This window comes from Myceligenerans xiligouense (genome assembly GCF_003814695.1).
Taxonomy (GTDB): Bacteria; Actinomycetota; Actinomycetes; order Actinomycetales; family Cellulomonadaceae; genus Myceligenerans; species Myceligenerans xiligouense.
In genome coordinates, this window is sequence record NZ_RKQZ01000001.1 from 1,205,869 (window position 1) to 1,226,298 (window position 20,430).

Below are 20,430 nucleotides of genomic sequence, written 5' to 3' on the forward strand. Positions count from 1 at the left end.
TGGTCGCGCAAGAATGGCGTGGTCGGCGGCGGCCGTTGCCGGCGGCGGGAGGCCGGCCGTGCGGGGTGTTCTCAGCGTGGTCTCAGGGTGGGGCGGTCTCTCAGGTGGGTCTCAGCGGGGAGGCGAGAGGGTTGAGGTGTCGGGTGCAGGACACTGAGAGCGAAGGAGTGGGACATGAGGCCGAGGACGAAGGGGCTGGTCGCTGCCGGTTCGGGGGTGGCGGTCGGGCTCGCGGGACTGGCGCTGAGCGCGCTGCCCGCAGGCGCGGACGAGGACCCGGTACTGCCGGAGATCGGTGCGGAACAACTGGTCGCCTCGGTGCTGGAGGCCCGCCCGCCCGCGTTCGACGGCGTGGCCGAGGTCCGCAACGAGCTCGGGCTGCCGGCCGTGCCGGGCATGGAAGCGCTCGACTTCCAGACGGTGCGGGTGTTCCACGACGGCGAGGAGAACGCCCGCGTCCAGGTCGAGCGTGAGGCGTCGGAGCTCACGCTCGTCAAGACCGCCTCCGAGGCGTGGGCCTACGACTCCCAGGAGCACACGGCGAAGCACCTCACCTGGGACGACGCCGACGCCGCGGCCGCACGGGAGCACGCCGAGCGGGAGCACGCCGAGGGCGAGCTGGCGGATCCGTCGCGGGCGGCGGCCGAGATCATCGAGCGGCTCCGGCCGACCAGCGACATCTTCGTGGACGGCACGGCGACCGTCGCCGACCGGGCCGCGTACGAGCTCGTGCTGACGCCGAAGCCGTCGGAGAAGACACTGCTGCGGGAGATCACGGTCGCGGTCGACGAGGAGACGCGGGTGCCGCTGCGGCTCGACGTCTTCGCCAACGGCCGCACCGAACCGGTCCTCTCGCTCGGCTTCGTCGACTTCGAGCTCGGCGCGCAGGACGCGGAACTGTTCGAGTTCACGCCGCCGGAGGGCGCCGAGGTCGAGACCATGGAGGCCGGCGACGCCGCGAGCCTGTCCGGCCGCCACGGGGACCGGGACGCCGCAGGTTCCGGGGAGCGCGGCACGGCGGGTCTCGAGGAGCCGGCGACGGTCGGCGACGGCTGGGACACGGTCGTGATCGGCGACGTTCCCGCCGACGCCCCGCTCGACGGCCCGGGGGAGTCCGCGGACGAGTACGGACAGGACGTCAGCGGCCTCCTGGCACAGCTCGGCCGCCCGGTGTCCGGCGAGTTCGGTACCGGGACCCACCTCCAGACCGCCGTCGGCGGCGCCGTCGTCACCTCCGACGGCCGGATCGCGGCCGGCGCGGTACCGCTTCAGGTGCTCCTCGACGCCCTGGACGCGCAGTGACGACGTCGCGCGCGGCCGAGGCGGCGGTGCCGGAGGCGGGGGTCTCCGGCACCGCCGTCGCGGCGCGCACCCGAGGGCTGCGCAAGGTGTACCGCGGCACGGTCGCCGTGGACGGCGTCGACCTGGAGGTCCCGGAGGGTGCCGTCGTCGGGATGCTGGGGCCCAACGGCTCCGGTAAGACGACGACCATCCGGATGCTGCTCGGCCTCGTCCAGCCCACCGAGGGGGAGATCGAGCTGCTGGGCGCGCCCGTCCCGGCACACACCGACCGGGTGCTGCCGCACGTGGGGGCACTCGTGGAGGGCCCGGGCTTCCATCCGTTCCTGTCCGGCCGCGAGAATCTGCTGCGGTTCGCCGCCGCCGAGCCGCTGCTCGCGGGCGGCCAACTGAACGGCGCCGTGTCCGCGGCGCTGGACCGGGTCGGGCTCGCGGGCGCGGCCACGCGCAGGTACCGCGCGTACTCGCTCGGGATGAAGCAGCGCCTGGGGCTGGCCTCGGCGCTGCTCGCGCCGCGCCGGCTCGTCGTGCTGGACGAGCCGACCAACGGTCTCGACCCGGCCGGCACGCAGGAGGTCCGCCGGATCATCGCGGATCTGCACGCGCGCGGCGTGACGGTCCTCGTGTCGTCGCACCTCCTGGCGGAGGTCGAGGCCACCTGCACCCACGTCGTCGTGCTGAACCAGGGTGTCGTGGTGGCGCAGGGCGCGCTGGACGACCTGCTGGAGTCAGGCAGCCCCACGCTGCTCGTGTCCACGCCCGACGGCGCGCGGGCGGTGGACGCCCTGCGCTCCGGCCGGATCCCCGCGCGGCTCGCGCCCGAGGGCGTGCGCGTGGACATCACGACGACGACGCCGGCGACGGCGATCGAGACGCTGGTGGGGGCCGGCGTGCGGGTGGAGGAGGCCCGGCGGGAGCGCACCGGCCTGGAGGAAGCCTTCGCGCGGCTGACGCACGACGTCGGCGACCTGGTCGGCGCGCTGGACGGCGACGAGGCGGAGGAGACGCGATGACGGCGCGAGGACCGGTGGCCGCCCAGCAACCGATGACCCCGCAGGAACCCGGCGGGGTGTCGTCCGTGACGTTGCCCGCCCGGCGGCGAGTCCCCATGGCGCGCCTGCTGCGGGCCGAGGTGCGGTGGATCTTCCGGCGTCCCCGGACCCTGGCCGTGCTGGCGCTGCTCGCCGTGCTGCCCGTGATCACCGGTGTGGCCGTCGACCTGACGATGGACGGCCCCGTCACCCCCGGCCATTCGGGCCCGGGCCCCGGGCCCGGCGGGGGGCCGCCGATCTTCGTCACGATGGTCACCAGCGCCTTCGTGCTGCCGCTGGGGTCCCTGATGACGCTGCTGATGCTCCTGCTGCCGCTCACGGTCGCGATGGCGAGCGGTGACGCGCTGGCCGGGGAGCAGTCCCACGGTGCCCTGCGCGGCTGGCTGCTCGCCCCCGTGGCCCGCGGACGGCTGCTGGCGGTCAAGGCGGCGGGTGTGCTCGTGGTCGCCTTCGTCGCCTCCGCACTCGTGGTCGTGTCCGGCCTCCTGACCGGGCTCGTCCTCGCCGGGACGGACGGCCTCGTGTCGATGTCCGGGACGGAGCTGTCGGTCGGGGACGTGCTGTGGCGGCTGGGCGTCGCCGTGGCGTGGGCGACGCTCTACCTGACGGCGATCGGTGCCGTCGCGCTGGCCGTCTCGGCCACCACCGAGCACCCGATGCTGGTGGTGGTGGGCGTGCTGGGCGGGCTCATCGTCTCCGGCGTGCTCATGCAGATCTCGGCGCTGGACTGGTTGCACCCGTACCTGTTGCCGACGTCGGTGACCGGCCTGGTCGACCTGATCCGGGACCCGGTGCCGTTCGGCGGCCTGGCCGAGGGGGCGTTCCGGGCGCTCTGCTACCTCCTGATCGGCCTGTCGCTGGCCTACGCGAGCATCACGACCCGCGACGGCTGAACTCCGCCGCCGACCCACTCCGCCGGCCCACTCCGCCGAGCACGACACGAACGTTGTTACAGAATTCCAGAACAACGTTCGTGTCGTGCTCGGCAACCGGGATCGGTGTCAGGGGTGCGCCGGGGTCTGTTCCGTGACCGACATCAGCGCCCAGGCGGGGAGGTCGACGTCGAGGTCGAGCGCGCCGGACGGCGGTACCGTGATCGTTTCTCGCCGGAGGGCGTCGGCCTCGACCCGGAGCCGCGCGGTCTCCTCCCGGGTGAGGTTGAGCGGTTCGCCGAGCCGGTGCCACGTCTCCGCGACGTTCCCGTGCTCCAGGTCGAGGATCTCCACCTGGAACCGGGCACCGGGTGCCAGCCCTTCGACGCGGTGCCGGATCCTGCGGGCCGGGCCGACGTCCGCCAGCCCCCGCGTGGCGGCGTAGGTGTCCTGGGAGCCGACCGACGCGCGGCCCATCTCCTCGGGATAGTTGAAGAACAGCCCCGCGAGCCGTCCCGTGGCGCCGTCGCGGGTCAGCACGCCGTGCGGCGTCGACAGCAGCAGCCGGTCCCCGAGGCGGGCGAGCATCGCCATGGCGTGGAAGGTCGGCTTGTGGATGCCCTGCTCGTTGACGAGGCCGAACCCGCCGTGGAACGGCCCGATCCCCGCGCCGCCCTCCTCGAACACGTCCGTGAACGTCCAGTAGGAGATCGAGTCGGCGAGGTCCGCGCACCGCAGGTAGGTCCGGGTGATGGAAGTCGCCGCGTACACCGTGTCGTGGACCGCGTCGCGGCTCGACGGCGAGGTCGACCACTCGGTGATGTGGATCGCGGCCCGCGGGAACGCGCTGCGGGCGATGACCTCGTGCAGGGCGACGAGGTCGTCGGGCGTGGCGTCGGCGTAGCGGCTGATCGCGTGGCCCTCGCCGTCGGCGCCGAACGCGTAGTCGGTCGGGTACAGGTGGGTCGTGACGAAGTCGACGGGGGCGTCGTGGGCCGCGCACCAGTCGAGGAACTCCTCGATCCACACAGGACGCCAGACCAGCGCGTCGACGTCGTCGGCCTCCGCCGTCGCGTACTCCTGGGTGCGGTCCTCGGTCTCGCCGCGGTAGCGGTCGTCGGGCACGAACACGCTGGTGGACGGGCCGCCGACCTGGAGCGCGGGGTCGATCGCCTTGATCGCCCGCGCCGTCGCCCCGTACAGCTCGAAGTACTCGGTGCGGGTCCCCGTCCAGAAGTGGGGCACCAGGTTCGGCTCGTTCCACACCTCGAACGGCCAGCGGCGCACCTCCTCGATGCCGTACCGGTCGATCCAGTGCCGCACCGTGGTCGTCACCAGCTCCACCCACCGGTCCAGGTCGGCGGGCGGGCTGCCGTGCGCCTTCCACCAGAACACGGTCTCGGTGTCCCGGGCCAGTTCGCGCGGCATGAAGCCGAGCTCCACGAACGGCCGCGCGCCCGTCTCCAGGATGGCGTCGAAGACCTTGTCGACGTACGAGAAGGTGTACACGGGCTCCGGGAGCGGGTTCCCCGGGCCGAAGCCGCCGCCGTTCGTGGTGCGGTAGACGAACATGTCGTCGTGGAACACCCCGTGGAAGCGCACGTACCGGGCACCGAGGACGCCGACCGCCTCGCGGAAGTGCTCCTGCCAGTCCGCCCGGAGCGCCTCGTGCGCGCGGCCCGCCCCGACGCACTCGTTCCAGATGTGCCGCAGCGGCACTTCTGCGGGTTCCGTGCCGTCGATCCGCAGGGTGGCCGACGGCGGAGCGGCGGCGTCGGGTACCGGGCCGCCGGACACCGGGCCGTCGGGTATCGGGCCGTCGGGTGTCGGGCCGCCGGACACCGCGTCGTCGGGTACCGGGCCGCCGGACATCGTGTCGGGCCTTTCGTCGTCGGGCATGGTTTTCATCCCTTCACGGCTCCGGTCAGGCCGCCGACGATCCGGCGCTCGAACGCGGAGAAGAAGATCAGGGCCGGGATCATCGAGAGCGAGACGAACGCGAGCACGCGTGCGGTGTCCACCGAGTACTGCGACGCGAACGCCTGGACGCCCAGCGGGAGCGTGTAGAGGTCGGGGTCGTTGAGCAGGAACAGCGGCAGCAGGTAGCTGTTCCAGCTCGCGACGAACGCCAGGATCCCCACGGTGATGACCCCGGGGAGCGAGAGCGGCACGACCATCCGGGTGAAGAACCCGAGCCTGCTCGCGCCGTCGATGAACGCCGCCTCCTCCAGCTCCCGGGGGATGGCCCGGAGGAACGGGACCAGGATGATCACGGTGGTCGGCAGGGCGAACGCGATCTGCGGCACGATGATCCCGGCGAGCGTGTTCGTCAGCCCCAGGTCGCGGACCAGGATGTACAGCGGGGTGATCGCGACCGTGATGGGGAACATGAGCCCCGCGGCGAACAGCGAGTACATCGCGTGCTTGGCGCGGAAGGGGTACCGCGCGATCACGTAGCTGGTCATGAGGCCGAGGACGACGACGCCGAGCGTGGTGCCCACGGCGGCGACGAGCGAGTTCACGAGCTCCTGCCAGAACAGGCTGCCGGTCAGCACCGAGAGGTAGTTCCCGACCTCCCACGGGTCGGGCAGGCCGGCCGGCGACTGGATGATCTGCGAGTTGGTGCGGAACCCGCCCAGCACGATGTAGACCGCGGGCGCGAGGCACACGCCGACCAGCGCGAACGCCACCAGGTAGGCGGCCAGGCTGCCGCCGCCCGCGACGGAGTCGAGGCGCGGGCGGCGCCGGGTTGTCATGGGAGCGGACGTCATGCCGCACCTCCTGTCAGGGCGCCTTCGGTGTCGCGGCGCAGCAGGTACCGCTGGTAGACCAGCGCGACCACGAGCGAGATGAGGAAGATGACCACGGCGACGGCGCTGCCGTAGCCGTAGGCGCCGGAGATGCGGCCGTTGGCGACCATGTAGGTCGCCATGGTCGAGGTACCGGCGGTGTCGGCCACGTACTGGCCCCAGATGACGTACACGAGGTCGAACACCTGCAGCGAGCCGATGATCGACAGGAAGGCCCAGATCCGGATGGTCGGGCCGAGCAGCGGCAGCGTGATGTACCACTGCGTCTTCCAGTACGACGCGCCGTCGATCGCCGCCGCCTCCCGCAGCTCGTCGGGCACCCCCTGCAGCCCGGCGAGCATGAGGATCACCGCGAAGCCGATGTACTTCCACACCAGGATGAGCATCAGCGACCAGATCGCGACGTCGGGGTCGGCGAGCCAGTCCTGGCGCAGCCCGCCCAGCCCCGCCCGGTCCAGCACGTCGTTGACCGCACCCGCGCTGTGCAGCATGAGGCTGAAGCCGATGGCGACGATGACCTCCGACAGCACGTACGGCACGAAGATCAGCACGCGGATGAGGGAGCGCCCGCGCATCCTCCGGTTCAGGAGCAGGGCGATCGCGATGGCCACGGGGCCCTGCAGCACCAGGGACATCACCAGGATGAACCCGTTGTGCCACAGGGCTTCGAGGAACGCGGTGTCGGTGAGGATCAGCTGGTAGTTGCGCAGGCCCACGAACTCGGTCGGGGGCCCGTAGCCGCTCCACCGGAAGAAGCCGTAGTACCCGGCCATGAGGACGGGCAGGATCACGAACGTGACGAAGACGGCGGTCCCGGGGCCGGCGAGCAGGAGGATCTCCAGCCACCGCCGCCAGGGGAGCGGACGACGGCGGTTCGTCCCCGGGGCCGGGGACGGCGCCTGGCGGGCGCCGTCCCCGGTCGCGGTCCGACCCGCCGGCACGTCGAGGTTCACGTGCTCGGGCGTGCTCATGGATCCCGCCTCAGCTCCGTGCGGCGGCGTCGGACACCGCCGAGACGAACCCGGCGGGGTCGGTGCCGCCCGTGAGCAGCTCCACCACCGCCTGGTTGAGGGCCGTGCCGACCTGCTGGCCGTAGTTCGTGTCCAGGAAGTCCGACACGTAGCTGGCCTCGGCCAGGGCGTCGAGCATCTGCTCGTCGTACTCGTTGGTCACGACGTCCTTCGCGTCGTCGTGCAGCGGGATCGTGCCGAACGCCTCGTAGAAGCCCTCCTGGTGCTCCTCGGAGTTCATCAGCGCGAGGAACTCGCCGCACAGCTCCTTCGGCGCGGCGGCGGAGCAGGAGAAGCCGCCCTGCCCGCCCATGATCGCGGCGGCGTCACCCTCGCCGGACGACACCTGCGGGAACGGGAACCAGCCCAGGTCGTCCAGCGGTTCCTGGTCGGGGGTGAGGTTCATGACGACGCCCGGCTGCCAGGCGCCCATGAGCTCCATCGCCGCCTTGTGGTTGGCGAGCAGGCCCGCCGAGCTGCTGGCGCCCTGCTGCGCGGAGGTGGTCAGGAAGCCCTCGTTGAACGGCTCCAGCGCCGCCAGGTCGGTGACGTCCTGAGCCGCCCGCTCGTAGCACTCGTCGGAGAAGTCGAGGGACTCGTTCGTCGCCTCGAGGGTCTCGGCGGAGCACTCGCGCAGCGCGAAGAAGTAGTACCAGTGGGCGGCCGGCCAGGCGTCCTTGCCGCCCAGGGCGATCGGGGTGATCCCGGCGCCCTGGAGCTTGGCGATCGCGTCCTCCAGGTCCTCGACGGTCTCCGGCAGCTCGGTGATCCCCGCCTCGGCGAACAGGTCCTTGCTGTACCAGATCCCGCCGGGCTGGATGAGCTGCGGGGCGGCCAGCAGCTGGCCGTCGATGCTGAGCGCCTCGTACGACGCCTCGCCGAGCTTCTCCCGCATCTCGGGGGTCGCGACGGCGGTGTCGGTGAGGTCGAGGAGCTGGCCCGCCGCGGCCATGTCCTTCATCTTGCCGCCGCCGCGCTGCAGGAACACGTCGGGCGCGTCACCCGAGTTCAGCGCGGTCTGGAGCTTCCCGTCGAGCTCCTCGTTCTGGACGTGCTGGGCCTCGACGGTGATGTTCTCGTGCTCGGCCTCGAACTGGGCGGCCACCTCCTCGAACCAGTTCTGGCCCGGGCCGGTGGTGTAGTTGGTCCAGACGGTCAGGGTGTACGGCTCACCCTCCTCGACCGTCGTCCCCTCGGGGCTCGTGCCCCCGGAGCAGGCGGACAGCGCGAGCGCTCCGGCCAGCACGCCGGCAGCGCCGGCGTAGGCCCTGCGGTGGTTCCTTCTGGTCATCGTGGACAACCTCCTTCGGTCGGCCGCGTCTCGGCGTCGGTGCCGGATCGCGGCGGGACGGGGCGTACCCGTCGGTCGTGGGGTGAGAGGGCGCGGGTGGGTGCCGTCCGGTGCCTTGCCGGACGGGAGGCCGCCTCCCCGCGCGGCCTCTCAGGAGAGCCGGAGCTCGGCGGTGACGTAGGAATGCGGCGGCAGCTGGACGAGCAGGCCGCGCGGGTGCTCGCGCACGCCGTCGAACGGGGCGGGTGCGACGGCCGACGGGTCGTCGGGCGTGTTGTGCGACTGGAGCGCGGAGGCGGTGAGGACCCGCGCGCCGACGGGCGTGGCGGTGCGTCCGCGCAGGTCGAGCACCACCTCGCGGGGCTCGGAGGCGTCGAGGTTGCTCAGGGAGACGAGCGCGCCGTCGTCCCGGGTGGACGCCGTGACGGAGACGAGGGGGAGCGTGCGCCCGTCCGCCTCCGTCGTCGGGACGTCACGCAGGGCGACGTCCAGCGACGCCGCGTCGTGGTGGCCCGCGTTCATCTCGAAGACGTGGTAGGTGGGCGTGAGCACGAGCGCGCCGGAGTCCGGGTCGGTGAGGAGCATCGCCTGGAGCACGTTGACCGTCTGCGCGATGTTCGCCATGACCACGCGGTCCGCGTGCCGGTGGAACGCGTCGAGGTGGGTGCTCGCGACGAGGGCGTCGCGGAGCGTGTTCTGCTGGTACAGGAACCCCGGGTTGGTGCCCGGTTCCACGTTCCACCAGGTGCCCCACTCGTCGACCACCAGGCCGACCTTGCGGTGCGGGTCGTAGCGGTCCATGACCGTGCTGTGCCGGGTGAGGAACTCCTCCATCCGGGACGCGCGGGACAGCGCGACGTACCACTCGTCCTCGGTGAAGCGGGTCGCCTCGCCCTTGTCCGACCACGAGCCGGTCATCGTGTAGTAATGCAGCGACAGTGCCTGGAACGGGTCGGCCGGCGCGGCCGGGTCGGCGGCCAGGTCGTCGAACGACCGCATCATCGTCTCGGTCCAGTCGTACTGCTCGTCGCTGGGGCCCACGGCGATGCGGTACACGCGGTTGTCGCCCTGGTCGCGCACGAACGTCGAGTAGTGGCGGGCGAGGGAGGCGTACTGCTCGGCCCGCATGTTGCCGCCGCACCCCCAGGTCTCGTTGCCGATGCCCCAGAACGGGACGCGCCACGGCTCGTCCCGGCCGTGCGCGCGGCGCAGCGCCGCCATGGGGGAGTCGTCGCCCCGGGTGAGGTACTCGACCCACTCCGACATCTCCTGCACCGAGCCGGACCCGACGTTCCCCGACACGTACGGGTCGGCGCCCAGCAGCTCGCACAGGTCGAGGAACTCGTGCGTGCCGAAGGCGTTGTCCTCGACCACGTCGCCCCAGTGGCTGTTGACGATCCGCGGCCGCTGGTCCCGCGGCCCGACGCCGTCGCGCCAGTGGTAGGTGTCGCCGAAGCAGCCGCCGGGCCAGCGCAGGTTCGGGATCCGCAGCGCGCGCAGCGCCTCCACGACGTCGAGCCGGATGCCGCGGACGTGCGGCACGTCCGCGTTCTCGCCGACCCAGAACCCGCCGTAGATGCACCGGCCCAGGTGCTCGGCGAAGTGCCCGTACACGTGACGGGAGATGACCGGGCCGGGCAGGTCCAGGTTGATGATGGCTGTGGTGGTCATGTCGCCTTCCCGTACGACGGCGTCCCTGCCGTCCTCGAACAACGATGTCCGCAAGATTTATCGTTAAATCTCGGTGGGAGGAGTTGACCACCGCCGCCTCCGGGCGTCAAGCTCCGGCCCGGAGATCGTCACCGATTCGTGACCGACGGCGACAACGGGTACGCGGTGCGGCACCCGGCCTGGCAGAGTGGCCCGTCGTGGGAAGGGGACGAATGGTCACGATGAGCGATGTGGCACGAGAAGCCGGTGTCTCGGTGATGACCGTGTCGAACGTGCTCAACGGACGGTCGAACGTGGGGGCCGACACGCGGCTGCGCGTGCTCGAGGTCGTCGACGAGCTCGGGTACGAGATCAACCTCACCGCCCGGCGGCTGAGGTCGGGGCGGACCGGCACGATCGGCCTCATCGTGCCGCAGTTCGACCTGCACTACTACGGTGAGCTGGCCTCCCGGATCTCGGAGGCGCTGGCGCCGGAGGGAATGCACCTCGTCGTCGAGCAGTCGGGCGCGAGCCGCGAGCGGGAGCTCTCCGCGCTCTCCCTCGCGAGGCTCCAGCAGTACGACGGCGTGCTGCTCAGCGCCGTGGGACTCGACATGGCCGATCTCGACCGGATCCATCCGGACGTGCCGATCGTCCTGCTCGGTGAGCAGGCGGTGCCCGACCGGTACCACCGCGTCCGCATGGGGAACGTCGCCGGGGCGCGCCTCGCCACCGAGCACCTCATCGCCTCCGGAGCCCGCCGGATCGCGGTGCTGGGCGGAAAGCTCTCCGCGCCGCACCCCGAGATGGCGACCTATCGCGCCGGCGGCTGGTCCGAGGCGCTGGAGCGGGCCGGCCTGCCGCACGGCCCCGGGCTCGTGATCCCGCTGCGCACCTACTCGATCGCCGAGGCGCGCGCGAGCCTCGCCGCGGCGATCGGCGACGGGCTGGAGGTCGACGGCGTGTTCGCCGTGACCGACGAGGTCGCGATCGGCGCTCTCGCCGGCCTGCACGACGCCGGGCTGCGGGTGCCCGACGACGTCCAGCTGGCGGGGTTCGACAACCTCGGCATCTCCCAGCACCTGGTGCCGGGCCTGACGACGATCGACCCCGACCACCCCACCATGGTGGCCGAGGCCCTGCGGCTCCTGCGCCGTCAGCTGAAGGACCCCGAGGCCGGTCCCGAGCACGTGGTCAGCGACGTGAGCCTGATCGTCCGCGGCACCACCCGCGCGCCGGACGTCCCGCCGGCGTCCGGCTGACCGTCACGGCGGACCGGGTACTCGCCCGCGGTCCTGCCGGCCCTCGCCCGAGGCCGGATCCGGCCAGGGGTGACGTCCGGCGGGACCCGGCCGGGTCCCGCCGGACGGGCGGGTGCGGCGTCAGACGCGAGCGACCTCGCGTTCGGCGTCGTCCTCGGGCGCGCCCTCGCCCTTGACGACGCGCGCCCAGTAGCCCTTGACCTCGCGGCGCAGGTCGCCGGAGAGCAGGTACAGGCACAGGATGTTCGGCACGGCCATGGCGAAGATCGCCGCGTCGGAGAAGCCGAGGATGGACTCGCTCGCACCGAGCGCGCCCACCACCGTGAAGACGCAGAAGAGCACCTTGTAGACGTTCTCCGCGTGGCGGTTGTCACCGAACAGGTAACCGGTGGCCTTCGCGCCGTAGTACGACCACGAGAGCATCGTCGAGAACGCGAAGAGCACCACGCAGATCGCGAGCACGTACGGGAACCAGGGCAGCACCGACTCGAACGCCGCCGAGGTGAGCGCGACGCCGTCGTCCCCGCCGGTGGTCCAGACGCCGGTGATGATGATGGTGAGCGCGGTCATCGTGCAGATGACGACCGTGTCGATGAACGGCTCCAGCAGGGCGACGAAACCCTCGCTGGCCGGCTCGTCGGTCTTCACCGCGGAGTGGGCGATCGCGGCCGAGCCGATGCCGGCCTCGTTCGAGAACGCGGCGCGCTGGAAGCCCATGATGAGCACCCCGATGATGCCGCCGGTGACGCCGTCCGGGTTGAACGCGCCGCCGATGATCTGGCCGAACGCGGCCGGGACCGCGGTGATGTTGCCGAGGATGACCACGAGGCAGGCGATCAGGTAGACGACGGCCATGGCCGGGACGACCTTGCTCGTGACGCTGGCGATGGACTTGATGCCGCCGATGATCACGAGCCCCACGAGGACGGCGAAGCCGAGGCCGACCCACAGGCCGAGGGTCTCGGTGTCGCTGCCCGCGACGTTGGCGATCTGCGCGGCCGCCTGGTTCGACTGGAACATGTTGCCGCCGCCCAGGGATCCCAGGATGGCGAAGACGGCGAACAGGACCGCGAGCACCTTGCCGAGCCCGCCGAGGCGGATCGCGGCCAGGCCGTCGCGCATCACGTACATCGGGCCGCCCGAGATGGTGCCGTCGGCGTGCACGTGCCGGTACTTCGTGGAGAGCGTGCACTCGGCCATCTTGAGCGCCATGCCCAGGAGGCCGGCGACGATCATCCAGAACGTCGCGCCGGGGCCGCCGATCGTGATGGCGACGGCGACGCCGGCGATGTTGCCCAGGCCCACGGTGCCCGACAGTGCCGTGGCGAGCGCCTGGAAGTGCGAGACCTCGCCCGGGTCGCCCTTGTGGTCGAACTTGCCGCGCACGAGGTCGATGGCGTGCTTGAAGCCCCACAGGTTCGGGAACCCGAGCCAGACCGTGAAGAAGACGGCGGCGACGATCAGCCAGACCACCACGAGCCGGAGGTCGGTACCCGCCACCGGGACCGCGAAGAAGACGTACTCGGCGAACGTGTCGAGCACGAGATTGACGTTGTCCATAGAGCTCCCTCTGACATGGCCCGCACCTCGTGAGGGTCGTCGAGGAGGGACCGGTGCGCTGCGCCGTTCTGACGCTTCCTGACGCACTGGGCAAGGGAACCTAAGGGGCCCATGCAGCAGAACTCAAGCCACCCGGCGCGCCGGTCCGCCGGGCGTGTGACCGGGATCGCACCCGGATCCGCGGCCTGGCGGGCCCGGGTGAAGTGACGGAGTTCTCCGGCATGTGGTATAGATCACAGAGAAAGGATGTGTCATCCACGGGTGAAAAACGTTGTACGGAAGCGGCGGGGGGTCATCCTCCCGATCGTTGCCGACCCGCCCCGTTCGGCGTGTCGCGCGTCACGCGCGCGGCGTGTCCGCGCGCGCCGCCGTGCGTGGCGGGTGAAGGTGTAGTGAACGTGAATACTCTCGGCTCGGGGCGTGTTGGCACGCTCGTGCCCGGCGGGGCAGGATCGACGGGGCGCGCGGCCCGGCGACGACCATGTCCCGCGGCATCGGCCGGGTCCACCGGACGGCCGGCCATCGACTGCCCATCGACGACAAGGCGACGACGAGGACATGAACGACCTTCTCTACGTGAACGGCGGGAACCCGCTGAACGGTTCCATCACGGTGCGCGGTGCCAAGAACTTCGTCTCGAAGTCCATGGTCGCCTCGCTGCTGGGCGAGACCCCGAGCGTGCTGCGCAACGTGCCGCAGATCCGTGACGTCAAGGTTGTCTCGGGGCTCCTGGAACTTCACGGCGTGGCCGTGAAGTACGACCCCGACGCGGGCATCCTCGATCTCGACCCCTCGAACGTCGAGTCGGCGCACGTCGCCGACATCGACGCGCACGCCGGCTCCAGCCGCATCCCGATCCTGTTCTGCGGACCGCTCCTGCACCGCCTCGGCGAGGCGTTCATCCCCGACCTGGGCGGCTGTCGCATCGGCGACCGGCCGATCGACTACCACCTGGACATCCTGCGCCAGTTCGGCGCCGTCGTCGACAAGCGACCCAACGGCATCCACCTGCGCGCGCCCCGCCGCCTGCAGGGCACCAAGATCTCGCTGCCGTACCCGAGCGTCGGCGCCACGGAGCAGCTGCTGCTCACGGCGGTGCGCGCCGAGGGCGTCACCGAGCTCTCCGGAGCCGCGATCGAGCCCGAGATCATGGACCTCATCGCCGTGCTGCAGAAGATGGGCGCCATCATCTCGGTCGACACCGACCGCGTGATCCGCATCGAGGGCGTCGACCGGCTCGAGGGCTACAACCACACGGCCCTGTCGGACCGCATCGAGGCGGCGTCGTGGGCCTCGGCCGCGCTCGCCACCGGCGGTGACATCACCGTCAAGGGCGCGACCCAGCCGGAGATGATGACGTTCCTCAACACGTTCCGGAAGGTCGGCGGCCGGTTCGACGTGCAGGACGACGGCATCCGGTTCTGGCACCCCGGCGGCGACCTGAAGTCGATCGTCCTGGAGACCGACGTGCACCCCGGCTTCATGACGGACTGGCAGCAGCCGCTCGTCGTCGCGCTCACCCAGGCCAAGGGCCTGTCGATCGTGCACGAGACCGTCTACGAGAACCGCTTCGGCTTCACGGAGGCGGTGCGGAAGATGGGCGCCACCATCCAGGTCTACAAGGAGTGCCTGGGCGGGGGCGCGTGCCGGTTCGGCGCGCGGAACTACCACCACTCCGCCGTGATCTCCGGCCCGACGCCGCTCGCCGCCGCCGACATCGAGGTGCCGGACCTGCGCGGCGGATTCAGCCACCTCATCGCCGCGCTGGCCGCGAAGGGCCAGTCGACGGTCCGCGGCATCCGCCTCATCGACCGCGGCTACGAGAGCTTCCACGAGAAGCTCCTCGCCCTGGGCGCGGACGTCAGCCGGGACTGAGCGGCACCGGGCACCCGGCGGCCCGCCGCCGTCGGGTGCCCGCCGCGCGCCGGCGCGGTGGGTCCGGCACGGCACTGCACCGGAGCCCTGGCGGGTATTGTTTCGCCGTGCCCAATGCTCGTCCTCCATCGCGTCCGCCTCAGACCCGTGCGTACCGCTTCGTGGCCTTCTGTGTGCGACACCTCGCCTTCAGCCTGTGGAAGTACGACTGGCGAGGGCAGGAGAACCTCCCGAGGAAGGGCGGGTTCATCGCGGCGGCGAACCATGTCACCGAGATCGATCCCCTGCCCCTGGCGCACTTCGTCTACGACAGCGGCTACGAGCCCCGGATCCTCGCCAAGCGCGCCCTGTTCGACTCGCCCGTCGGGTTCGCGCTCCGGTGGACGAACATGATCCCGGTGGACCGCGGCACCAAGGCCTCCGCGCAGTCCCTCGCCGATGCCGGCAAGCTGCTCGGGGACGGCGCCGCCGTCGTCATCCTCCCGGAGGGCACGCTCACCCGGGACCCCGACCTGTGGCCGATGGTCGCGAAGTCCGGCATGGCGCGCATGGCGCTCGCCTCGAAGCTGCCCGTCGTACCGATCGCCCAGTGGGGCGCCCACAAGACACTCCCCAGGTACGGCCGCGTCCCCAGCCCGTTCCCCCGGAAGAAGGTCGTCGTCTCGGCCGGCGAACCCGTGGACCTCTCCGACCTCTACGACAGGCCCTTCGACAGCGCGGTCCTGACCGAGGCGACGGAACGGGTCATGGAAGCCATCACCTCCCAGCTCGCCGGGATCCGCGGCGAGGAGCCTCCGAAGCACCGCTTCGACCTGCGCAAGCACCCCGAGTACCAGGCCAAGCGAACCGACTACCCGCCGGTGGAGCGCCCGTGAGCGGCAACCCGACGCGCGTCGCCGTCCTGGGCTCGGGCGCCTGGGGCACCGCCTTCGCGATGGTGCTGGCCGACGCCGGATGCGACGTCGTGCTCTGGGGCCGCGACCCCGAGGTGGCGCGCTCGGTGACCGAGGACCACGCGAACCCCAAGCGGCTGCCCGGCGTCACGCTCCCGCCGATGCGTGGCACCACCGACGCCGCGGAGGCGGTGACCGGCGCCGCGATCGTCGTGGCGGCCGTCCCGTCCCAGGTGGCGCGGACCACGCTCGAGCCGATGAAGGACCTCCTCGCGCCGGACGCCGTGGTCGTCTCCCTGATGAAGGGCGTCGAGCTCGCCACCGACAAGCGGATGAGCGAGGTGGTCGCCGAGGCGCTGGACATCCCCGCCGGGCGCGTGGCCGTGGTCTCCGGCCCGAACCTGGCCCGCGAGATCGCCGAACGCCAGGTCGCGGCGAGCGTCGTGGCCGCGCCCGACGAGGCGACGGCCCGGTTCGTCGCCGACGCGTGCTCGGCCCCCTACTTCCGCCCCTACACGAACGACGACGTCGTGGGCGTGGAACTGTGCGGCGCGGTGAAGAACGTGATCGCGCTCGCGGTCGGCATGGCCCAGGGCCGGGGCTTCGGCTGGAACACCACGGCCACCCTCATCACGCGTGGCCTCGTGGAGATCACGCGCCTGGGCATGGCGCTCGGGGCGCGGCCGGAGACGTTCTCCGGCCTGGCGGGCATGGGCGACCTGGTCGCGACCTGCGCGTCCCCCCTGAGCCGCAATCACACGCTGGGCAAACACCTCGGGCTGGGGATGTCCCTGGACGAGGCGATCGAGGCCACGGGCGGAACGGCCGAGGGGGTCAAGTCCTCGGCGTCGGTGCTCGACCTCGCCCGGACGCACGGTGTGGACATGCCGATCACCGAGGGCGTCGTCGGCGTGATCGCGGGGAAGCTCCCGATCGACGACCTGGCCGTCGCGCTGCTGTCCCGCCCGCTCAAGTCGGAGAGCATCTGACGCCGGGCGTCCGCCGTCGAGTGGTCGGTCCGCCGTCGAGCGGCTGGTCCGCGACCGGCCACTCCACAGGAGACCGACCGCATCAGCGCTGGGCCCGGTTCCGGGGATCCGTCAGTGCTGGACGTCCAGGACCACGCGGACCGGGTCGGTCAGGAGGAACACGCGGAACGGGCGTTCGCCGTCGTCGATGCCGACGAAGGCCGTGCTGTAACCCTCGAACCAGGTGCGGTACAGGACCTCCTCGACGGCCTCGGTGTCCGCCGGCCGGATCGGCGTGCGGTCGGCGCCGGGAACGCCGGAGTCCGTGGGCGCCGCCGTCCCCGAGATCCTGACCTGGAGAATCGCGTCGCCCGCGACCTCCACGCGGTGGCCGCTGCCGTCGTCGAGCGCCTCGGGGACGTACCGGACATCCCATCCGGGCGCGCCCGGGCCGGTGCCGCCCAGGTCGAAGACGACGCGGTCGAACCCGGGGTGGACCCCGGTCCGGATGTCCGTGACCGTGAGGAGGGTGCCGCCGGCGCCGGTCGGCTCCGCCTGGTCGGGGCGGGTGTCGGCCACGAAGGGTGGCGCGGACGTCGGCGCCGGCGTGTCATCACCGGACCCGTCGTCCGCACCAGATCCCCCGCCGTCGCCGGACCCGCCGTCGGACCCTTCGCCGTCGTCGGCCCCGCCGTCGTCCCCGGCTCCGCCACCGTCCCCGGGCCCGCCGTCGTCCGCCGGTGTCGCGGACGCGGCGCTCGTTCCGCCGTCGCTCGCGGAGGTCTCCGGTCTCGGACCGTCCCCTCCGGTGCACCCGGCAGCCACGAGCGCGACGACGGCCGGGAGGACGAGGGCGGCCACGAGGCTTCGTCGCGGGGTCATCCGCCCAGCGTATCGGCCCGCAGGGCCCTGTCCAGGTCCACCCAGAGGTCTTCGACGTCCTCGACGCCCACGCTGAGGCGCAGCAGGTCCTCCGGGACCGTCGCCGACTCCGTGCCCCAGCGCCGCCGCCGCTCGATCAGCGACTCGACCCCACCCAGGGACGTGGCGGGCACCCAGAGCCGGCAGCGGGCCACGACGGCATCCGCGGTCGCGGCGGGCCCGGAGCCCGGATCCGTCACCGGCCGGACGCCGAGGATCGCCCCGTACGCGTTCATGTGCGCCGACGCCCGTTCGTGCCCGGGATCGCCCGGCAGGGACGGGTGCCGCACCTCCGCCACGTCCGGGTGCTCCGCGAGTCGCCGGGCCAGCTCGGCCGCGTTCGCGCAGGCCCGCTCGAACCGCAGCGGGAGCGTCCGCAGGCCACGCAGCGCCAGCCACACCTCGAACGGGCCGGCTACCGCGCCGTGCACCGTGCGGTAGCCGCGGATCCGTTCGGCGAGGGTGGCGTCGCTCGTGAGCACGGCCCCCAGGATCACGTCCGAGTGCCCCGCGAGGTACTTCGACACCGAGTGGAGCACGAGGTCCGCCCCGAGCGTGAGCGGACGCTGCCCGAGCGGCGTGGCGAACGTGTTGTCCACCGCGGTGGGCACGCCCCGCTCCCGGGCCGCGGCGAGCAGCGCCGGCAGGTCGGCGACCTCCAGCATCGGGTTCGTCGGCGACTCGATCAGCAGCAGGTCGGCGCCGTCGAGCGCGGCGACCACGGCGTCGGTGTCCGCGATGTCGACCCGCCGCACGGTGACACCGTGCCGTTCCGCGAGCTCGTCGGCGTACCCGCTGGTCGTCTGGTAGGCGTGACGCGGGAGCACCAGGGTGCCGCCGTCGGGCACGAGCGACAGCACCGCGGCGACCGCGGCCATCCCGGAGGAGAACACGATCCCGCGCTCGCCCGCGCCCTCGAGCGCCGCCAGGGCCTCCTCGAAGCCGTGCCACGCGTCGGTGTCCGCCCGCGCGTACGCGAGCTCGCCGGGCGGGACCTCGCCCTGCGAGACGTAGGTGCTGTTCAGGGGAATCGGCGGGTTCACCGCACCGCCCTGCCGGGGATGCGGTCGCCCGGCGTGCACGGCGAGGGTCGCGGGGGACAGGCCGGGGTCGTGCTGATCGGTCATGCCGTGAGCGTACGACGGCGGTCGGCGCGGAACACCCGTCGGCAGGACACCTTGGGCCGGAACACCATGGACCACCTGACCAGCGGCAGGTCCGTCAGGCCCGGAAGGCAGGTACCAGCACCCCGAGGAGGCGGGCCCAGGAGGGTGCCGCCGCGTAGCCGGTGAGGCGCTCGCCGGTGATCGCCGCGGTGCGGGCGCCGGCGAACCACGGCGGCTTCGGGAAGAGCGAGAACTCCCCGCCCGGCACGGAGCGCGGGAACTCCCGGAACGGCCCGGTCACGACGGTGCGCTCCGGCCCGGCCAGCAGGTGGCCGTTGTGCACGACGTCGATCCCGCTGCCGACGTCCTCGATCGTGTTGCCGGGGAACGCGCCCCACGTGGCACCGGCCAGCTGGAAGCCGACGGCGGTCCAGGCGTTCACGGCGATCGTGCCGTAGCGCAGGTCGGCGAGGGCCTCCTCGAAGGCGGCGCCCATGGACCGGCGGGCGGCCGGGTCGACGACGACGTTCGCGCCCAGGGTGCCGGCGAGCCGGTCGTTGGCGAAGACCACCGCGGCGCGCAGGAACTCGGACCCGGTGCCCGCCACCTGCTTCCAGGCGAGCACCGGCGCGAAGTACTCGGTGTCGCACGCCGGGTCGTCGCCCGTGGACTCCAGCAGCACGCGGCCGTTGATCGTCTCCGCGCCCGCGTGCGCGGCCACGGCCTCCCGCAGGCGGTCGGCCGAGCCCGGGTACCAGGGCTCGCGCGCGGGCAGCCGGGCGAACGCACCGCGCAGCTCGGCGAGGAAGGCGTCGCGCTGCGGCCAGTCGGCTCCGAGCACCACCATCTGCCCGGCGATGCAGTTGTGTCCCGCGTTGTGCAGGCGCATCGTGGCGACGTGCTCGGCCTGGAACCGCAGATCGGCGTCGGACCAGGTGCCCGGGACCACGATGATCGGCGAGACGCCGCCGAGCTCGCTGGTGATCGGGACGGCGAGGCGCGGGTCCCGCTCGGCCCGGCGGCGCTCCGCCTCCTCGCCGCGTCCCCAGACGATGGTGTCGTGGGTGGCCTGGGAGCCGGTGATGTGCACCTTGTCCACGCCGTCGTGCGTGGCCAGGTAGGAGCCGACGGCGCCGTCGCCGTTCACGACGCGGACCGCGCCGATGTGGATCAGCGGTGCGAGGGCGCGCTCGTAGATGTCGAGCAGGTCCGCGAACGTCGGGTTGAGCTTCACGAGCGACGTCCGGCCCGCCGCCACGAGCTCGTAGAACGCGTCGAGCGGGGCGATCGAGGAGATGTTCCCCGCGCCGAGCACGAGGCCCACACCGCCGCTCCTGCCCACCGTGCCGGCGTCGAGCCCGGCCTCGCGGCGCAGCCGCTCGGGGGAGACGCCGGGCGGCATCCACACCTCGGCGGAGAACCCGTGGAACAGGACGCGCTGCTGGAGGCCCAGCGGCAGGACCCGCACGGCCGTGCGGCCGCCGGGAACGGTGCGCGTGGGGAGGCCGTCGGCGGGGGACCGGCCGCGCGTGATCGCCTCGTACGCGCGGGCGTAGGCGGCCGACGACTCGAGCGCGGCGTACGGGCCGCTCATCCACTCCTCGCCGGCCAGGGGCGAGCCGTCCGGGATGTTCTTGGCGCGCGCGGCGGTCTCGGCCCATTCCCGGGCCACGCCGGCGACGGCGCCGGACACCTCACGGAACACCCGGGCGCGGTCGGGCACGGGGAGGGCGGCCCAGTGGTCGGCGCCGGTGCGCAGCTCACGCAGCATCCGGTCGAGTTCCGGCCGGGCCGGGGGTGCGTCGGTCACGCTCATCGCCACGTCTCCTTCGACAGGCTCTCGTTGTAGTTGGAGTCAGTT

At 72.3% G+C, this 20,430-nt stretch carries 16 protein-coding genes; 7 read left to right on the forward strand and 9 right to left on the reverse strand.

Annotated elements, in window-relative coordinates:
• Positions 1-174: 174 nt before the first annotated feature.
• The 3 genes from EDD34_RS05100 to EDD34_RS05110 are packed head-to-tail and all read left to right on the forward strand — an operon-like array spanning position 175 to position 3,244.
• A complete protein-coding gene (locus EDD34_RS05100; protein ID WP_123813604.1) occupies positions 175-1,302 on the forward strand; it encodes a LolA family protein in 1,128 nt (375 codons plus the stop codon).
• Positions 1,299-2,312 carry an ABC transporter ATP-binding protein gene (locus tag EDD34_RS05105; RefSeq protein ID WP_123813605.1) on the forward strand — a complete coding sequence of 338 codons (1,014 nt, stop codon included), beginning with the start codon at positions 1,299-1,301 and terminating at the stop codon, positions 2,310-2,312. Before EDD34_RS05100 ends, EDD34_RS05105 begins: the two co-directional genes overlap by 4 nt.
• Positions 2,309-3,244: an ABC-2 transporter permease gene (locus EDD34_RS05110; protein WP_246012193.1), complete on the forward strand. Its 936-nt coding sequence runs from the start codon at positions 2,309-2,311 to the stop codon at positions 3,242-3,244. Before EDD34_RS05105 ends, EDD34_RS05110 begins: the two co-directional genes overlap by 4 nt.
• A gap of 108 nt (positions 3,245-3,352) precedes the next feature.
• Here the strand turns inward: EDD34_RS05110 and EDD34_RS05115 are convergent, their stop codons facing one another.
• From EDD34_RS05115 to EDD34_RS05135, 5 genes are all read right to left on the reverse strand, one after another.
• Positions 3,353-5,122, reverse strand: coding sequence for a GH39 family glycosyl hydrolase (locus EDD34_RS05115; protein ID WP_246012194.1), 1,770 nt, complete (start codon positions 5,120-5,122; stop codon positions 3,353-3,355).
• Between the two features lie 5 nt (positions 5,123-5,127).
• Positions 5,128-5,994 (reverse strand): carbohydrate ABC transporter permease, encoded by an 867-nt coding sequence (locus EDD34_RS05120; protein WP_123813606.1) that lies wholly within the window; start codon positions 5,992-5,994, stop codon positions 5,128-5,130.
• Positions 5,991-7,004, reverse strand: coding sequence for a carbohydrate ABC transporter permease (locus EDD34_RS05125; RefSeq protein ID WP_123813607.1), 1,014 nt, complete (start codon positions 7,002-7,004; stop codon positions 5,991-5,993). The genes EDD34_RS05120 and EDD34_RS05125 overlap by 4 nt, the downstream gene beginning before the upstream one ends.
• 10 nt (positions 7,005-7,014) lie before the next feature.
• Positions 7,015-8,334 carry an ABC transporter substrate-binding protein gene (locus EDD34_RS05130; RefSeq protein ID WP_123813608.1) on the reverse strand — a complete coding sequence of 440 codons (1,320 nt, stop codon included), beginning with the start codon at positions 8,332-8,334 and terminating at the stop codon, positions 7,015-7,017.
• A 150-nt stretch (positions 8,335-8,484) separates the two neighbouring features.
• Complete coding sequence (locus tag EDD34_RS05135; protein WP_123813609.1) at positions 8,485-10,005, reverse strand: alpha-N-arabinofuranosidase; 1,521 nt, start codon at positions 10,003-10,005, stop codon at positions 8,485-8,487.
• 221 nt (positions 10,006-10,226) lie between these two features.
• Here EDD34_RS05135 and EDD34_RS05140 point away from each other — a divergent pair, with 221 nt between their 5' ends.
• Entirely contained in the window at positions 10,227-11,246 is a 1,020-nt protein-coding gene (locus EDD34_RS05140; RefSeq protein WP_246012195.1) for a LacI family DNA-binding transcriptional regulator, read from the forward strand.
• A 120-nt stretch (positions 11,247-11,366) separates the two neighbouring features.
• Here the strand turns inward: EDD34_RS05140 and EDD34_RS05145 are convergent, their stop codons facing one another.
• Positions 11,367-12,806, reverse strand: coding sequence for an alanine/glycine:cation symporter family protein (locus EDD34_RS05145; RefSeq protein WP_123813611.1), 1,440 nt, complete (start codon positions 12,804-12,806; stop codon positions 11,367-11,369).
• A gap of 558 nt (positions 12,807-13,364) precedes the next feature.
• Between EDD34_RS05145 and murA the strand changes: the two genes are divergently transcribed.
• The 3 genes from murA (at position 13,365) to EDD34_RS05160 (ending at position 16,563) form a co-directional block, all read left to right on the forward strand.
• Positions 13,365-14,681, forward strand: a complete 1,317-nt coding sequence (gene murA / locus EDD34_RS05150; protein WP_123813612.1) for a UDP-N-acetylglucosamine 1-carboxyvinyltransferase — start codon at positions 13,365-13,367, stop codon at positions 14,679-14,681.
• Positions 14,682-14,854: 173 nt separating this feature from the next.
• Positions 14,855-15,556, forward strand: a complete 702-nt coding sequence (locus EDD34_RS05155) for a lysophospholipid acyltransferase family protein (RefSeq protein WP_246012196.1) — start codon at positions 14,855-14,857, stop codon at positions 15,554-15,556.
• A complete protein-coding gene (locus tag EDD34_RS05160) occupies positions 15,553-16,563 on the forward strand; it encodes an NAD(P)H-dependent glycerol-3-phosphate dehydrogenase (protein WP_123813614.1) in 1,011 nt (336 codons plus the stop codon). Before EDD34_RS05155 ends, EDD34_RS05160 begins: the two co-directional genes overlap by 4 nt.
• A gap of 111 nt (positions 16,564-16,674) precedes the next feature.
• Here EDD34_RS05160 and EDD34_RS05165 read toward each other — a convergent pair whose 3' ends face one another.
• The 3 genes from EDD34_RS05165 to EDD34_RS05175 form a co-directional block, all read right to left on the reverse strand.
• Positions 16,675-17,424: an AMIN-like domain-containing (lipo)protein gene (locus EDD34_RS05165; RefSeq protein WP_123813615.1), complete on the reverse strand. Its 750-nt coding sequence runs from the start codon at positions 17,422-17,424 to the stop codon at positions 16,675-16,677.
• Positions 17,421-18,590 carry a trans-sulfuration enzyme family protein gene (locus EDD34_RS05170; RefSeq protein WP_123813616.1) on the reverse strand — a complete coding sequence of 390 codons (1,170 nt, stop codon included), beginning with the start codon at positions 18,588-18,590 and terminating at the stop codon, positions 17,421-17,423. The genes EDD34_RS05165 and EDD34_RS05170 overlap by 4 nt, the downstream gene beginning before the upstream one ends.
• A 94-nt stretch (positions 18,591-18,684) precedes the next feature.
• Entirely contained in the window at positions 18,685-20,385 is a 1,701-nt protein-coding gene (locus EDD34_RS05175) for an aldehyde dehydrogenase family protein (protein ID WP_123813617.1), read from the reverse strand.
• Positions 20,386-20,430 lie beyond the last annotated feature (45 nt).

Coding starts and splice junctions, on each gene's coding strand:
- EDD34_RS05165 (WP_123813615.1), bottom strand. CDS start 17,424: ATGACCCCGCGACGAAGCCTCGTGGCCGCCCTCGTCCTCCCGGCCGTC.
- EDD34_RS05170 (WP_123813616.1), bottom strand. CDS start 18,590: ATGACCGATCAGCACGACCCCGGCCTGTCCCCCGCGACCCTCGCCGTG.
- murA (WP_123813612.1), top strand. CDS start 13,365: ATGAACGACCTTCTCTACGTGAACGGCGGGAACCCGCTGAACGGTTCC.
- EDD34_RS05115 (WP_246012194.1), bottom strand. CDS start 5,122: ATGCCCGACGACGAAAGGCCCGACACGATGTCCGGCGGCCCGGTACCC.
- EDD34_RS05130 (WP_123813608.1), bottom strand. CDS start 8,334: ATGACCAGAAGGAACCACCGCAGGGCCTACGCCGGCGCTGCCGGCGTG.
- EDD34_RS05135 (WP_123813609.1), bottom strand. CDS start 10,005: ATGACCACCACAGCCATCATCAACCTGGACCTGCCCGGCCCGGTCATC.
- EDD34_RS05110 (WP_246012193.1), top strand. CDS start 2,309: ATGACGGCGCGAGGACCGGTGGCCGCCCAGCAACCGATGACCCCGCAG.
- EDD34_RS05175 (WP_123813617.1), bottom strand. CDS start 20,385: ATGAGCGTGACCGACGCACCCCCGGCCCGGCCGGAACTCGACCGGATG.
- EDD34_RS05125 (WP_123813607.1), bottom strand. CDS start 7,004: ATGAGCACGCCCGAGCACGTGAACCTCGACGTGCCGGCGGGTCGGACC.
- EDD34_RS05100 (WP_123813604.1), top strand. CDS start 175: ATGAGGCCGAGGACGAAGGGGCTGGTCGCTGCCGGTTCGGGGGTGGCG.
- EDD34_RS05145 (WP_123813611.1), bottom strand. CDS start 12,806: ATGGACAACGTCAATCTCGTGCTCGACACGTTCGCCGAGTACGTCTTC.
- EDD34_RS05120 (WP_123813606.1), bottom strand. CDS start 5,994: ATGACGTCCGCTCCCATGACAACCCGGCGCCGCCCGCGCCTCGACTCC.
- EDD34_RS05140 (WP_246012195.1), top strand. CDS start 10,227: ATGAGCGATGTGGCACGAGAAGCCGGTGTCTCGGTGATGACCGTGTCG.